Source organism: Nocardioides sp. NPDC101246 (assembly GCF_044767415.1).
Taxonomy (GTDB): Bacteria; Actinomycetota; Actinomycetes; order Propionibacteriales; family Nocardioidaceae; genus Nocardioides.
This window is the reverse complement of the sequence record NZ_JBIWNX010000003.1, coordinates 181,831-195,069: the sequence shown is the minus strand read 5'-3', so window position 1 is coordinate 195,069 and position 13,239 is coordinate 181,831. Positions and strand designations below refer to the sequence as shown.

Genomic DNA, 13,239 nt, shown 5'->3' with positions numbered 1-13,239 from the left:
GGCATCCCTCCGGTAATTCGCAACGGTCCGTCCAGTTAATCACCTGTACGTCTGCGGACAAGGGTTGCTGAGCGAGTGATGTGTCACACCTGTGCCGTGGCCATGAGATGCCACGGGCTCTTAGGATGCCGTTCATGCCAGCGTCAGCAGGAGTGCGCCGTCGGGGTGCCGTACGCAGTGAAGAGGCTCGCATGGCGATCCTCGACGCGACCGGGCGGCTCTTCGCCACCCAGGGCTACGACCACCTCACCATCGAGGGCATCGCGGCCGAAGCAGGTGTCTCCAAGCAGACGATCTACCGCTGGTGGTCCTCGAAGAGCGCCGTCGTCGCTGACGCCCTGATCGAGGACCTGCTGCTGCCGGACCACCCGGTCGTACCGGACACCGGGGACATCCGCGCCGACCTGATCGCCTGGATGCAGAGCCTCATCGACCTCGTCGCCCAGCCCGGCAACGACGGCCTCGTCCGCTCGCTCGTCGCGGCCGCCTGCGAGAACCCCGACATCGGCACCCGTCTCAACGACGCGCTCGGCATCACCGCCACCGTCTCCACCCGTATCGAGGCAGCCGTCGAGGCCGGCCAGCTGCCCGCCGACCTGCCGGTCACAGAGTTCGTACGCGCCCTGGTCGGGGGATTCGTGCTCCACTCCCTCGAGCGCACCGAGCCTGCTCCGGACGTCGCCGAGCGTCTGGTGCGCGCGCTGCTGCACTGATCGGTCCTCACCCAAGAAAAAGGGGGCCGGATCCGTGGCACGGGGCTACGGTGGAGGGCATGCCGAAGGTGCCGCCGCCCGTCTACGTCGCCGCGGGACTGGTCGCCCAGCACCTGCTCGCTCCGAGCCGCCGCCCGACCGTCGTCAGGTCTGTCGCGGCCGGACTCCTCGCGGCCGGCTCGGTCTATCTCGCCGGCGGTGCTGCCCGGGCGTTCATGCACAAGGACACCACGTTCAACCCGCTCGAGCCCGAGGGTGCGACCGCGGTCGTCACCGACGGGCCGTTCCGATACACCCGGAACCCGATGTACGTCGGCATGGCCGGCCTCCTCACCGCCCACGCCGTCCTCCGCGGCGGCTGGCTTCCGCTCGTCCCCGTCGCCGCTTTCGTCGCCGTCATCGACCGCACCCAGATCCCCGCGGAGGAGCACGCGCTGTCGTGGAGCTTCGGGGAGGCGTACGACTCCTATCGGGCTGCCACTCCGCGCTGGCTGGGCCCACCCCGGGGTCCGCGTGGCTGAGCTCCTCCACACGGTCCTCGACACCACCGACGTACGCGGCCTCGCCGAGTTCTACCGTCAGTTCCTCGGCCTCGTCTACCGTCCCGGCGACGAGGAGCCCGGTGACGACGACTGGCTCGTGCTCACCTGGCCCGACGGGCGTCGGGCGCTCGCGTTCAACCTGGTCGACGAGTCCGAGATGGCACCGTCCGACTGGCCTGCGCCTGGGGCGGTCAAGCACATGCATCTCGACACCGTCGTCGGGTCCGTGGCCGAGCTCGATGCCGAGCATGCTCGGGTGCTGGGGTTGGGGGCTTCGCTTCGGTTCGATCGGGCGGATGATCCTGGGGAGCCGTTGCGGGCTTATGCGGATCCTGCGGGGCACATCTTCTGCATCTTTGTTGCTTGATGTTCTTCGTGGTTGGGGTGGGCCGCCGACCCTTGCTTGGAGGGTGTTCTCGACGGTCCCCGGAGTAAAGGACGGCCTTCGGCCGCCGGCTTCGCCGGCCGCTACGCGGTCCTTGACGCCGGGGACCGTCGAGAAAAGATTTGGCTGGCTATCGGGGCGGCGGCCCGGGTGTGGCGCGGAGGAATCCTGCTGGGTCTAATGGGGCTTGTGGGGGTGGAGGGGTGGCCCTTCGGGCCACTTACCATCCACAGGGGCGAGGTCGTTCGCTCGCCGCGAAAATGGCCTCTGACCTGCACCTATAGGTGGCTAGGTATCCCTTCGACGGCGTAGAGTCAGACCCATCACGACACACCTCTGAAGGGAGGGATCACGATGAGTCTCGACCACGACGTCGACCACTGGGGCACCAACCCCGGTGATGCGATCGACACCGCTCTTGCCGCCATCGAGTCCTCCCTTCAAGACTTGTTGGTGAGTGATCCTGCCTATTGGCGGACCGCGACGAAGAAGGACCTGCTGGCCCGTCTGGAGACCATCCAGACCCAGCAGGCCGCCCTGCGGTTGCGGGTCCTCGCCTCGTCCGGTGACATCGCCCAGGAGACCGGCGACAAGGACGCCTCGGCCTGGATGCGCGCCGAGCTCTTGGTCGACAAAGCCGTCGCCCGATCCCAGATCAAACTCGCCACCAAGATCGCCCAGTACGAGCTCGTCGCCGACGGTCTCGCCCAGGGTGTGGTCTCCCCGGACAAGGCCCGGGTCATCACGAAGGCACTCGACAAGATCGAGGCCGACCCGGTCGCCAGCGCCGAAGACCTGGTCTTGGCTGAGAAGCTGCTGGTGGACTACGCGACCCGGCTGACCGCGAACGAGCTGGCGATCGTCGGCAGGAAGATCCTGGCCGAGATCGACCCCGCCCGGTTCGAAGACGCCGAAGCCAAAGCCCTCCTCGCCGCAGAAGAACGCGCCCAGCAGAAGACCGCGCTCCGGGTGTGGGACAACCACGACGGCACCGTCGGGTTCGACGGTGTGCTGCCGGCCTCGATGGGGATGCGGTTCAAGCGGCTGGTCGAGGCATATGCCCAGCCCCGCAAACAGCAATTGGTCGAGAAGGGCGCAGCGCTGCCGCCCTGGGAACGGCTCATGGGGCAGGGGTTCGCCCGCCTTCTGGAGACCCTCGAGCCCGCCAGCCTGCCCCGCCACGGCGGGGATGCCACCACCATCAACGTCGTCATCTCCCTCGAGGACCTCCGCAAGGACCTCGGGATCGCCACCTTGGGCTACGACGAAACCAACGGCACCACCATCACCGCAGCCGAGGCCCGACGGATGGCGTGCAACGCGACCATCATCCCCTGGGTGTTGGGCGGTGACGGTGAGGTCCTCGATGCCGGCCGAGCGAGTCGGTTCTTCCAACCGATCCAGCGCAAGGCACTCCGGTTGCGGGCCAAGTGCTGTCAGGCCGAGGGCTGCGACATGCCCCCGGAATGGTGCGACGCCCACCATCTGGATCCGTGGGCAGCCGGGCGGGAAGACCGACCTCAAGGACGGGGCGTTGTTGTGTTCGCATCATCACCGCCTGGCGCACGCCCCGGCGTACGTCCATGAACGACTACCGGATGGCACCATCCGGTTCACCCGCCGCTCCTAGATCAGCGGAGGAGTACGACCAGCTACCAGATCGCGGTTGGCCCCACTGACTCCCGCGTCGGCTCCCGTCGGGCCTCACGCCTGCGTGCCGCCCCCTAGCCCGTGTGGTCGAACCGTCATCGTCCCTGTCAGCGAGCCTGCCCGTGGACCCTATGAGTCAACGTGACTCCCTGCGATTCGGCGCCGAGTCCCGACTGCTTCCGTCCTCATGCACCACAGCCGACGCGGTCGCCCAGGCCAACATCCCGCCGACGCGCCTGCCCTGTACGGCACCGTGCCTGTCGCGGATGCCTCGGTCGGCGCACCTCGGTTGTGGCGGCGCCCAGTTAACCGACCAGTCGTCGTGATTCTCCCGTCGGAACCTTTGCGAATCAGCGTGAATCTCGGGGGCGGGACGGCCGCATCGGCGCGTCTGTCCCGAGAAGTGTTCTCTGCGGGCGTCCGGGCCCGCCGGTTCGCTCGCTCAGTTGCGCCGGCTGGCTGTGGCTGAGGTTGGGGTCGTGAAGCGGTTCGCGAAGTGTCATCGGCTAGTGCAGCGACGCGAACAGACCTGATCCGGTCGACAGTGCGACGCGGTCGATGAGTCCACCAGATCGACGGCCCTGGCGAGAGGTTGGTCGGGTGTGAGCAGAATGTGCGCGTGAGCGAGATCGAGTACGTAGAGAATCCGGCCAGGCACCGCTACGAGATCCGGGACGGCGAGACCGTTGCGGGGCTGGCGGCGTACCGGCTGCCCGACGACGAGCATGTGGACTTCGTGCACACCGAGGTCAAGGAGGCCTACAACGGGCAGGGGCTCGCCTCGAAGCTGGTGGCGTTCGCGCTGGCCGATGTGAAGGCGAAGGGGAAGCGGATCATCCCGCATTGCCCGTACGTCGCGGGGTGGCTGAAGCGGCACGGCGAGGAGTACGCCGACATCACCGACTGGCCCGCCTGATCTCGAGAGATCTGAGCCAGAGATCAGAGGGAGTCTGCCGACTTTCGCGGCTCCAGGCCGAGCTTGGCCAGGGGAGTGCGGGTCATATGGGCCGAGGGCCAGGTCTGGCCTCGGGTGGAGCCGCGGGAGTAGGGCCTGGCGCCCGACTGATAGGTCACGAAGAACTCGTCGCCGACCTCGGCGACGCCCTCGGCCAGGTTGGGGAGCGACTGCACAGCACGCGGCCGGATCGTGACCCGGTCCTGCACGACCAGCTGGCTGCGTCGGGTCGGGCCGCGGTTGACGCTGAAGACGTACTCCTCCTCCCGGACCACGACGCCCTGGGTGCCGACGGGGGTGCGTACGCCGATCGGGGTCTTGATCTGCCAGGTGTCGTCCTTGCGGATGTACTTGTAGAGGCGGTTGTTCGCGTGCGACCCCACGTAGAGCAGGTCCTTCGCGGCGGCGAGGTAGGAGCCGGCGGCGAGCGCGACCAGCGGGGAGACGGTCGAGACCGTCGAGATCGGTTCGGCGTGGACGATCTGGGTCAGTGAGTAGCGGTAGAGCCGGGGCGGGTTGCCCTCGCGGCACACGTAGACCTCGTCGCCGATGACCGCGACGCCACCGGCGTTGACCGGGCCGCTGACGCTGCCCTTCGGCCCGCCCAGGTAGACGGCGTTGATGAGCTCGCCCGACGGCCTGTCGACCAGGGCGAGCGCGGAACCGAGCTTGTCGCCGTGGTAGCCCTGCAGGAGCAGCTCGGTCTCGGGGGAGTACGCCAGGCCCTGCGGGATCCAGCCGTGGTCCTCGTCCCCGGTGAGCACCCCGGCGGTCGCGATGTGTGGGATCAGCGGACCGAGTCTGCTGCCGCTACGGCCCAGCCAGGTCTCGGTGCGGTCGATGCCGCGTTGGACCCACTTCTGCTGCCTCTTGGCCATCACCTTGGGGTCGATCACGAACAAAAAATCTATCCGCTCGGGCACCGATCGGCGGTCGCTTCGGGGCGCGAGTCCGACAACTGTCCACCTGACGGAACGGTCGGGCGACAGGTTCCATGTACTCGCGGGTAGTAATGGTGGCAGGATCTGCCGACATGACTGCGGAGATTCAACGGCACGCCGACGTGATCGTGGTGGGAGCCGGCCTTGCCGGCCTGGCAGCAGCGGCCGAGGTCGCGGACGCGGGAAAGAGCGTCCTCCTGGTCGACCAGGAGCCGGAGCAGTCGCTGGGCGGCCAGGCCTTCTGGAGCCTCGGCGGGCTCTTCCTCGTCGACAGTCCCGAGCAGCGCCGGATGGGGATCAAGGACTCGCCCGAGCTGGCGCTTCAGGACTGGATGGGGTCCGCTCAGTTCGACCGGGACGAGGACCTGTGGCCGCGGCGCTGGGCCGAGGCGTACCTCGACTTCGCGGCCGGGGAGAAGCGGTCCTGGCTGCACCAGATGGGCCACCGGATCTTCCCGGTCGTCGGCTGGGCCGAGCGAGGCGACGGCCGCGCCGACGGCCACGGCAACTCGGTGCCGCGCTTCCACATCACCTGGGGGACCGGGCCGGGCGTGGTCGAGCCGTTCGAGAAGCGGGTGCGCGCCCACGCCGACACCGGCCGGATCACCTTCGCCTTCCGGCACCGCGTCGACCAGGTGCTGATCGAGGACGGCGCGGCCGTCGGTGTCACCGGCAAGGTTCTCGAGCCCAGCGACATCGAGCGGGGCCAGGCCTCCTCGCGCACCGAGGTGGAGGACTTCGAGCTCCGCGGCCAGGCCGTGATCGTCACCTCCGGCGGCATCGGCGGCAACCACGACCTGGTCCGCAAGCACTGGCCCGAGCGCCTCGGCACCCCGCCGAAGTCGATGGTTTCCGGCGTGCCCGCGCACGTGGACGGCCGGATGCTGGAGATCACCGCCGCGACCGGCGCCAAGATCATCAACGACGACCGGATGTGGCACTACGTCGAGGGCATCCGCAACTGGGACTCGATCTGGGCCAACCACGGCATCCGGATCCTCCCCGGCCCCTCGAGCCTGTGGCTGGACGCGACCGGCAAGCGCCTCCCGGCGCCGTTCTTCCCCGGCTTCGACACCCTCGGCACGCTCGAGCACCTGCGCGGGACAGGCTACGACTACTCCTGGTTCGTGCTGACCGAGAAGATCATCAAGAAGGAGTTCGCGCTCTCCGGCTCGGAGCAGAACCCCGACCTGACCGGCAAGGACATCAAGCTGCTCGCCGAGCGGGCACGCAAGGGCCCCGGCCCGGTGAAGAGCTTCATGGAGCACGGCGAGGACTTCGTGGTCGCCGAGAACCTCACCGCGCTGGTCCACGGTATGAACGGCCTCGCCGACAAGGACCCGACCGGCCCGCAGATCTCGGAGCCGGAGCTGCGAAGGATCATCGAGGCGCGCGACCGCGAGATCGCCAACAACTTCACCAAGGACGCCCAGATCACGGCCCTGTACGCCGCTCGCCACTACCGTGGCGACAAGCTGCAGCGCACCGCCAAGCCGCACCGGATCCTCGACCCCGAGGCCGGCCCGCTGATCGCGGTCAAGCTGCACATCCTCTCCCGCAAGACCCTCGGCGGGCTCGAGACCGACCTGTCCGGCCGCTGCCTGACCGCGGCCGGCACCCCGCTGCCCGGGCTCTACGCGGCCGGCGAGGTCTCCGGCTTCGGCGGCGGCGGGATGATGGGCTACAACGCGCTCGAGGGCACCTTCCTCGGTGGGTGCCTGTTCTCGGGACGTACGGCAGGCCGGGCCGCGGCCGCGGCGATCTGATTCGTCCGGTGGTCGAGCTTGTCGAGACCTGGTCAGTGGGCGCCGGAGAGGTTCAGGCCGACCACGCCGACGACGATCATCGCCAGGAAGCCGGCCTTGGCGGCGGTGAGGTGCTCGCCGAGGAACATCACGCCGATGCCCGCGACCAGTGCGGTGCCGAGGCCCGACCAGATGGCGTACGCCACCGAGACCGGCATCCGTTCCACGACCACCGAGAGCAGCCAGATCGAGGCGCCGTAGCCGGCCAGGACGGCGACCGACCAGCCCGGGTTGCGGAAGCCCTCGGTGCGGGGGAGCAGCGCGGTGCTGACGACCTCGATCGCGATCGCGGCGACGAGCAGAATGGCGGCGTACATCTTCCGGGTCCTCCTGGGGCGTGTGTAGCGACTGCTACATCCCGCTAAATGTAGCAGTCGCTACATGTTGGGCATAATGCTTTTCATGGACCGCAAGGAAGAGCTCCTCGGGCAGGTGGTCGAGCACGTGCTCGAGCACGGGTTGATCGGGCTGACCCTGCGTCCGCTGGCCGCCGCGATCGGCACCAGCGACCGGATGCTGATCTACCACTTCGGCGGTCGCGACGAGCTCGTCGCCGCGGTGGTGGCGCGCACCAACGAGCTCTCCGTGGCGGCGGTCGCGGCGCTCGAGCCGGCCGATGACGTACGCGCCGGGGTGGAGGCACTGTGGCGGGCCTACCGCACCGAGCCGCTGCACGGCTGCCTGCAGATCTACCTGCAGGCGGCCGCGACCGGGCTGATCGGGATGGAGCCCTATCGCTCGGTCGTCCGGGAGACCAACGAGCTGTGGTACGCCGCGCTGCGCGACTACGTCACCACCTGCGGCGCTCCGCCCGAGCGTGCCGGCCGGATCGTCACGCTCGTCGACTCCTCATTGTTCGGCTTCCACCTGGACCTGGCCACCGACCGACCAGACGAGCTCGCCGCCGGCGTGGCCGATCTCGCCGTGGCCGCGGGAGCGATCGCCGCGGCGTGAGCCGGGTCCGACACAATGCGCGAGTGAACTCGCTGCTGAAGACCATCCCTGCCGACCGCATGCACCTGTGGCTCATGCTGGTGCTCACCTTCACCACCGGCATCAACGACGCCGTCGGCTACCTCGGCCTGGACAAGGTGTTCACCGGCAACATGACCGGCAACGTGGTCATCCTCGGCATGGCGCTGGTCGGCGACACCGATCTGCCGGTCCTCGGACCGGCGCTGGCGCTGGTCGGGTTCATGGCCGGCGCCGCGCTCGGTGGGCGGGTGCTGAAGGCCGACAAGCAGGCCTGGAGCGGGCGCACGACCCTGCTGTTCTCCCTGGTCGCCGTGGTGATGCTGGCGCTGGCCGGACTGCTGTTCGTCGCCGGGGACGAGCCCTCGAGCGCGGTGATGATCACGACCACCACCCTGGCCGCGGTCGCGATGGGCACCCAGGCGGCGGCCGCTCGTCACATCGCGGTCAAGGACGTCACCACCGTCGTCGTGACCAGCACGATCACGGGTCTCGCGGCCGACTCGCCGATCGGCTCCGGCAAGGCGTCCTTCCGCGGCGGCGGCACCGCGCGCCGCGCGATCGCAGTCCTGCTGATCCTGCTCGGTGCCTCCGCCGGCGCCGGGATGCTGCTGTGGCACACCGGCGGCGGCCTGCTGCTCGCCGGCATCATCATCGGAGCAGCCACGGCCGTCGGCGCCTGGCACGCCCGGGTGCACCGCGCGATCATCTAGGGCCGGATCCTCTAGGGTCTGCCACGTGGAGTGCCCCAAGTTCGCGGTCAGCGTCGACCTCGTCGTGCTCACCGTCCGTGACGAGGCGCTCTGCGCGCTGGTCGTACGCCGAGGCATCGAGCCTTATCGAGGCGCCTGGGCGCTTCCGGGCGGGTTCGTCCTCGACGACGAGGGCCTCGAGGAGGCGGCGGCGCGCGAGCTCGCCGAGGAGACCGGCATCCGGCCGGGCAGCGTGCATGTCGAGCAGCTGGCGACGTACGGCTCCCCGGGGCGGGACCCGCGGGCTCGGGTCGTGACCGTCGCCTATCTCGCGCTCGCGCCCGACCTGCCGGTGCCCGCGGCGGGGTCGGACGCGGCTGACGCGCAGTGGTGGCCGGTCGACTCGCTCCTGGCCGGCGGCGGCCTCGCCTTCGACCACGCCGCGATCCTGCGCGACGGCGTCGAGCGCGCCCGCTCCAAGCTGGAGTACTCGCCGCTGGGTGCGGCGTTCTGCGCCGAGGAGTTCACCGTCGCCGAGCTGCGCCGGGTCTACGAGATCGTCTGGGGCGAGCGCCTGGACCCCCGCAACTTCCATCGCAAGGTCACCAAGACCGAGGCCTTCCTCGAGCCCACGGGCACCACGACGACACGGGACGGCGGCCGGCCGGCTCAGCTCTTCCGCCGAGGCTCCGCCGAGCACCTGCACCCGCCGCTGCTGCGGCGTACGACCTGAGCGTTGATCACCGAAAGGTCTCGGGCTGGTCACGAACCGATAACGGCAATTCCGGTGTGGCCGACGGCACATGCGACGCGGCGGATAGGCGTTGGGCAACTAGACAACAGCCACGGCATTGTTGTCCAGCGGACGCCGTGTCTCGGGACCGTACGCCCTGTTCGAGAGTTCGTCTTGAAAGGGTCGTTACAACGCCGAAACGCCGGTGCCAGCCCCTGAAACCTCCGCTCGCTACGGTCCCCGAAACCTATGCGTGACACTCCTCGAAGGGAACTCGTTTCGATGTCTACCCCCGCCTCTCGGACCTCGCGACGTACGTCAGTTCAACGCCGGGCCGCTGCGGCCCTCCTGTCCGTGGTCGCCGCCACCACCTTGGCCGCCTGCGGCTCCGACTCCGAAGAAGGCAGCAGCGAGGAGGGCTTCGGCACCATCTCGATGCAGTACTCCTGGATCAAGAACGAGGAGTTCGCCGGCGAGTTCTACGCCGAGGACAAGGGCTACTACGAGGAAGCCGGCTTCGACGCCGTCAACGGCATCTCCGGCCCCGACACCGGCGTCGCCAAGCTCCTCTCCGGCAAGGTCCAGGTCGCCATCAACGACGCCGCCTCGGTCGGCTCCGCGATCGCCGAGCAGGAGGCGCCGCTGAAGATCATCGGCGCCACCTTCCAGAAGAACCCGTTCACGATCCTGTCGCTGAAGGACGGCGGCAACATCGCGACGCCGGCCGACCTCAAGGGCAAGAAGATCGGCGTCCAGGACTCCAACGTCAACGTCTTCAAGGCGATCCTCGCGGCCAACGGCCTGGAGGAGAAGAAGGACGACATCACCGTCGTCCCGGTCGAGTTCGACCCGACGCCGCTGATGGAGGGTCAGGTCGACGGCTTCATGGCCTACCTGACCAACGAGTCGATCACTGTCGAGCTCGCCGGCCACGAGGTCACCAACCTGCCCTACGCCGAGAACGGCGTGCCGTACGTCGCCGAGACCTACACCGTCACCGACCAGTACCTCGCCGAGAACCGCGACCTCCTCAAGGCGCTGCTGACCGCCGAGATCAAGGGCTGGACCGAGACCTTCAAGAACCCCACCGACGAGGTGGTGAAGGTCGTCACCACCCACTACAACCAGGCGGCCAGCGACTCCGACGGTCTCGAGGCCAGCTTCGGCGAGCTCGACCCGGTCAAGACCAAGCGGGGTCTCGAGGAGTCGCAGAAGCTGATCTCGACGCCGGAGACCGAGAAGAACGGCCTCTTCACCATCTCCGAGGAGCTCCAGCAGCAGACCGTCGACTCGCTCGCCGCCGCCGGCTGGGAGGTCTCGGTCGAGGACCTGTTCGACACCTCGATCATCGAGGAGATCTACGAGGAGAACCCCGAGCTGAAGGACTACCAGAAGTAGTCATGGCCGAGAACAAGCTCATGGATGCCGGTGCTCCCACGGAGACCGGTGGCGGCACCGGCATCCACATCTCCAAGATCGGCAAGGTCTTCGGCTCCGGGTCGAAGGCCGTCACCGCGCTCGAGGACACCGAGCTCCACACCGACCAGGGCTCGTTCCTGGCCCTGCTGGGGCCGTCGGGCTGCGGCAAGTCGACGATCCTGCGGATCCTCGCGGGCCTCGAGACGCCGACCAGCGGAGAGGCGTACGTCGACGGCAAGGCTCCCGCCGAGCTGCGGCGCGACTCCGAGCTGGGGATCGCGTTCCAGGATCACGCGCTGCTGCCGTGGCGCTCGGTGGTCGGCAACATCAAGCTCGTCTTCGAGGTCGCCGGGCGGCGTCCCGACATGGTCTACATCCACGAGCTGATCAAGCTCGTGGGGCTCGAGGGCTTCGAGAAGGCCCGCCCCCCGCAGCTCTCCGGTGGGATGCGGCAGCGGGTCTCGATCGCCCGTGCGCTCGCGCTGAAGCCGTCGGTGCTCCTGCTCGACGAGCCGTTCGGCGCGCTGGACGACATGACCCGGCAGAACCTCAACCTGGAGCTGCTGCGGATCTGGACCGAGAAGCCGGCCACCACCCTGCTGGTCACCCACGGCGTCAACGAGGCGATCTTCCTCTCCGACCGGGTCGCGGTGATGTCGCCGCGACCCGGCCGGATCAAGGAGATCATCGAGGTCGACCTTCCCCGACCGCGTACGCCCGAGATGATGCGTACCCCGGAGTTCCACGCGCTGGCCGACCGGGCCTCCGAGCTGCTCTTCGGTGACGACGGGCGCGCTGAGGCGGAGTCTTGATGCGACCGAGTCAACAGCTGCCTGGCTGGGTGGCCGGTCTGATCGGTGTGGTCGTCCTGTTCGTGCTGTGGGCGCTCGTGGCGGTGTTCGGCTTCCCTCCCGACCCCGGGACCGGTTTCACGCCGGTGCCGCCGCCGTGGACGGTCCTCTCCGAGATGGCCGCGGCGGGTCCGTCGGCGTTCTGGGGAGGCGTGCTCCGGGAGACGCTGACGGAGGCGTCGATCGGGTTCTTCTGGGGCAACCTGATCGCCCTGCTGCTGGCCTCGCTGGTGCTGCTGGTGCCCTGGCTGGAGCCGGTGATCATGCAGATCGCGGTGACGACGTACTGCCTGCCCGTGGTCGCCGTCGGCGGCATCTCGATCGTCGTCCTCGGCGGCGCCGAGCAGCCCGGTGACCCGTCGCGTACGTCCATCTTCCTGGCCGCGCTGATGGTCTTCTTCACGACCGTCGTCGGGGCCGTGCTCGGGTTCAAGTCCGCTGACCGTGCCTCGCTCGACGTGGTGCGGGTCTACGGCGGATCGGTGTGGACCCAGCTGGTGAAGGTACGCCTCGTCGCGGCCGTACCGGCGATCCTCAACGCGCTCCAGATCGCGGTGCCGACCGCGATCCTCGGCGCCGTCCTCGGGGAGTATCTGGGCTCCACCGACCGCGGCGTCGGACGCACGCTGATCGTCCTGCAGGGCAAGCCCGACCCGGAGCGGCTCTGGGCCGTCTTCCTGGCCTGTGCCCTGGTCGCCCTGGCCGGCTATCTGCTCCTGGGACTGGTTTCGCGTCTGGTGACGCCGTGGGTCGCGGGGAGGGCCGGATGAGGGCCGGATCTCTGTCGCGGGCGGTCCTCGGTCCCGTCCTGCACACCATCGCGGCGCTGGCGATCGTGGCCGTGCTCTGGCAGGCGTTCGTGTCGTTCTCCAGCGTCTCGGACTTCGTCGCCAAGGGCCCGCTGGACGTGCTCGATCACCTCTTCACCGGGCCCGACGCGGCCGCCCATCGCGCGGAGCTGCTCCCGCTGACCTGGGTGACCCTGAAGGACGCCGCGCTCGGCTTCCTCGCCGGGATGGCGATCGCGGTGGTGGCGGCGGTGCTGTTCAACCTGTCGCGTACGGTCGAGGCCGGTGTGATGCCGCTGGCTCTGCTGCTGCGCTCGATCCCGCTGGTCGCGATCGCTCCGGTGGTCATGCTGATCACCGGTCGTGCCTCGACCGCGTCGGTCGTGGTGCTGGGGATCATCGTGGTGCTCTTCCCGGCACTGGCTGCCGTCCTGTTCGGCCTCTCCCAGGCCTCGCCGCAGTCGCTGGACCTGGTCGCCGTCTACGGCGGCTCACGGCTCACCGCGATCCGGAAGGTGTCGCTGCCCGGTGCGCTCCCGTCGATCTTCGCCGCCGCCCGGGTCTCGGTGCCCGGTGCGGTGACCGGAGCCCTGCTGGCCGAGTGGCTCTCGACCGGCAAGGGCATCGGCGGCAACATCCAGAAGTTCCCCGCCGCCGCCCGCTTCGACGACCTGTGGGCCGCCGTCGCGATCATCACCGTGGTCACCCTGGTCCTCTACAACCTCGTCCAGCTCCTCGAGTCCGTCGCGCTCGAGCGGATGGGGATGACGTCCCGCTGACGCCGAGGCGTCAC

Annotated in this window: 15 protein-coding genes; 13 read left to right on the top strand and 2 right to left on the bottom strand. The window is 68.9% G+C overall.

Annotated features, from left to right (window positions below):
* Positions 1-134: 134 nt before the first annotated feature.
* The 5 genes from ACIRON_RS06415 (at position 135) to ACIRON_RS06395 (ending at position 4,206) form a co-directional block, all read left to right on the top strand.
* Complete coding sequence (locus ACIRON_RS06415; RefSeq protein WP_091050025.1) at positions 135-713, top strand: TetR/AcrR family transcriptional regulator; 579 nt, start codon at positions 135-137, stop codon at positions 711-713.
* A 59-nt stretch (positions 714-772) separates the two neighbouring features.
* On the top strand, positions 773-1,234 hold the full coding sequence (locus tag ACIRON_RS06410; protein ID WP_402990446.1) for a methyltransferase family protein: 462 nt from the start codon (positions 773-775) through the stop codon (positions 1,232-1,234).
* Positions 1,227-1,622 carry a VOC family protein gene (locus ACIRON_RS06405; RefSeq protein ID WP_402990443.1) on the top strand — a complete coding sequence of 132 codons (396 nt, stop codon included), beginning with the start codon at positions 1,227-1,229 and terminating at the stop codon, positions 1,620-1,622. Before ACIRON_RS06410 ends, ACIRON_RS06405 begins: the two co-directional genes overlap by 8 nt.
* A 372-nt stretch (positions 1,623-1,994) precedes the next feature.
* Positions 1,995-3,227 (top strand): DUF222 domain-containing protein, encoded by a 1,233-nt coding sequence (locus tag ACIRON_RS06400; RefSeq protein WP_402990440.1) that lies wholly within the window; start codon positions 1,995-1,997, stop codon positions 3,225-3,227.
* 682 nt (positions 3,228-3,909) lie between these two features.
* The gene (locus tag ACIRON_RS06395; protein WP_402990437.1) at positions 3,910-4,206 is read left to right on the top strand and encodes a GNAT family N-acetyltransferase; all 297 of its coding nucleotides are present in this window, start codon (positions 3,910-3,912) and stop codon (positions 4,204-4,206) included.
* Positions 4,207-4,229: 23 nt separating this feature from the next.
* Here the strand turns inward: ACIRON_RS06395 and ACIRON_RS06390 are convergent, their stop codons facing one another.
* Positions 4,230-5,141 carry a hypothetical protein gene (locus ACIRON_RS06390; protein ID WP_402990435.1) on the bottom strand — a complete coding sequence of 304 codons (912 nt, stop codon included), beginning with the start codon at positions 5,139-5,141 and terminating at the stop codon, positions 4,230-4,232.
* A 137-nt stretch (positions 5,142-5,278) separates the two neighbouring features.
* Between ACIRON_RS06390 and ACIRON_RS06385 the strand changes: the two genes are divergently transcribed.
* Positions 5,279-6,952, top strand: a complete 1,674-nt coding sequence (locus tag ACIRON_RS06385) for an FAD-binding dehydrogenase (RefSeq protein ID WP_402990432.1) — start codon at positions 5,279-5,281, stop codon at positions 6,950-6,952.
* A gap of 32 nt (positions 6,953-6,984) precedes the next feature.
* Here ACIRON_RS06385 and ACIRON_RS06380 read toward each other — a convergent pair whose 3' ends face one another.
* On the bottom strand, positions 6,985-7,308 hold the full coding sequence (locus ACIRON_RS06380; RefSeq protein ID WP_402990429.1) for a DMT family transporter: 324 nt from the start codon (positions 7,306-7,308) through the stop codon (positions 6,985-6,987).
* 85 nt (positions 7,309-7,393) lie between these two features.
* On the opposite strand from ACIRON_RS06380, the gene ACIRON_RS06375 reads away from it, so the two are divergent.
* From ACIRON_RS06375 to ACIRON_RS06345, 7 genes are all read left to right on the top strand, one after another.
* Positions 7,394-7,945 carry a TetR/AcrR family transcriptional regulator gene (locus tag ACIRON_RS06375; protein WP_402990427.1) on the top strand — a complete coding sequence of 184 codons (552 nt, stop codon included), beginning with the start codon at positions 7,394-7,396 and terminating at the stop codon, positions 7,943-7,945.
* A gap of 23 nt (positions 7,946-7,968) precedes the next feature.
* Complete coding sequence (locus ACIRON_RS06370; RefSeq protein WP_256328668.1) at positions 7,969-8,676, top strand: YoaK family protein; 708 nt, start codon at positions 7,969-7,971, stop codon at positions 8,674-8,676.
* 25 nt (positions 8,677-8,701) lie between these two features.
* Entirely contained in the window at positions 8,702-9,388 is a 687-nt protein-coding gene (locus ACIRON_RS06365) for an NUDIX hydrolase (protein ID WP_402990424.1), read from the top strand.
* 282 nt (positions 9,389-9,670) lie between these two features.
* A complete protein-coding gene (locus ACIRON_RS06360; RefSeq protein ID WP_402990421.1) occupies positions 9,671-10,786 on the top strand; it encodes an ABC transporter substrate-binding protein in 1,116 nt (371 codons plus the stop codon).
* A 2-nt stretch (positions 10,787-10,788) separates the two neighbouring features.
* Complete coding sequence (locus ACIRON_RS06355; protein ID WP_402990418.1) at positions 10,789-11,619, top strand: ABC transporter ATP-binding protein; 831 nt, start codon at positions 10,789-10,791, stop codon at positions 11,617-11,619.
* Complete coding sequence (locus tag ACIRON_RS06350) at positions 11,619-12,428, top strand: ABC transporter permease (protein WP_402990415.1); 810 nt, start codon at positions 11,619-11,621, stop codon at positions 12,426-12,428. The genes ACIRON_RS06355 and ACIRON_RS06350 overlap by 1 nt, the downstream gene beginning before the upstream one ends.
* Positions 12,425-13,225, top strand: coding sequence for an ABC transporter permease (locus ACIRON_RS06345; protein WP_402990412.1), 801 nt, complete (start codon positions 12,425-12,427; stop codon positions 13,223-13,225). The genes ACIRON_RS06350 and ACIRON_RS06345 overlap by 4 nt, the downstream gene beginning before the upstream one ends.
* Positions 13,226-13,239 lie beyond the last annotated feature (14 nt).

Coding starts and splice junctions, on each gene's coding strand:
- ACIRON_RS06415 (WP_091050025.1), top strand. CDS start 135: ATGCCAGCGTCAGCAGGAGTGCGCCGTCGGGGTGCCGTACGCAGTGAA.
- ACIRON_RS06410 (WP_402990446.1), top strand. CDS start 773: ATGCCGAAGGTGCCGCCGCCCGTCTACGTCGCCGCGGGACTGGTCGCC.
- ACIRON_RS06400 (WP_402990440.1), top strand. CDS start 1,995: ATGAGTCTCGACCACGACGTCGACCACTGGGGCACCAACCCCGGTGAT.
- ACIRON_RS06385 (WP_402990432.1), top strand. CDS start 5,279: ATGACTGCGGAGATTCAACGGCACGCCGACGTGATCGTGGTGGGAGCC.
- ACIRON_RS06380 (WP_402990429.1), bottom strand. CDS start 7,308: ATGTACGCCGCCATTCTGCTCGTCGCCGCGATCGCGATCGAGGTCGTC.
- ACIRON_RS06375 (WP_402990427.1), top strand. CDS start 7,394: ATGGACCGCAAGGAAGAGCTCCTCGGGCAGGTGGTCGAGCACGTGCTC.
- ACIRON_RS06360 (WP_402990421.1), top strand. CDS start 9,671: ATGTCTACCCCCGCCTCTCGGACCTCGCGACGTACGTCAGTTCAACGC.
- ACIRON_RS06355 (WP_402990418.1), top strand. CDS start 10,789: ATGGCCGAGAACAAGCTCATGGATGCCGGTGCTCCCACGGAGACCGGT.
- ACIRON_RS06350 (WP_402990415.1), top strand. CDS start 11,619: ATGCGACCGAGTCAACAGCTGCCTGGCTGGGTGGCCGGTCTGATCGGT.
- ACIRON_RS06345 (WP_402990412.1), top strand. CDS start 12,425: ATGAGGGCCGGATCTCTGTCGCGGGCGGTCCTCGGTCCCGTCCTGCAC.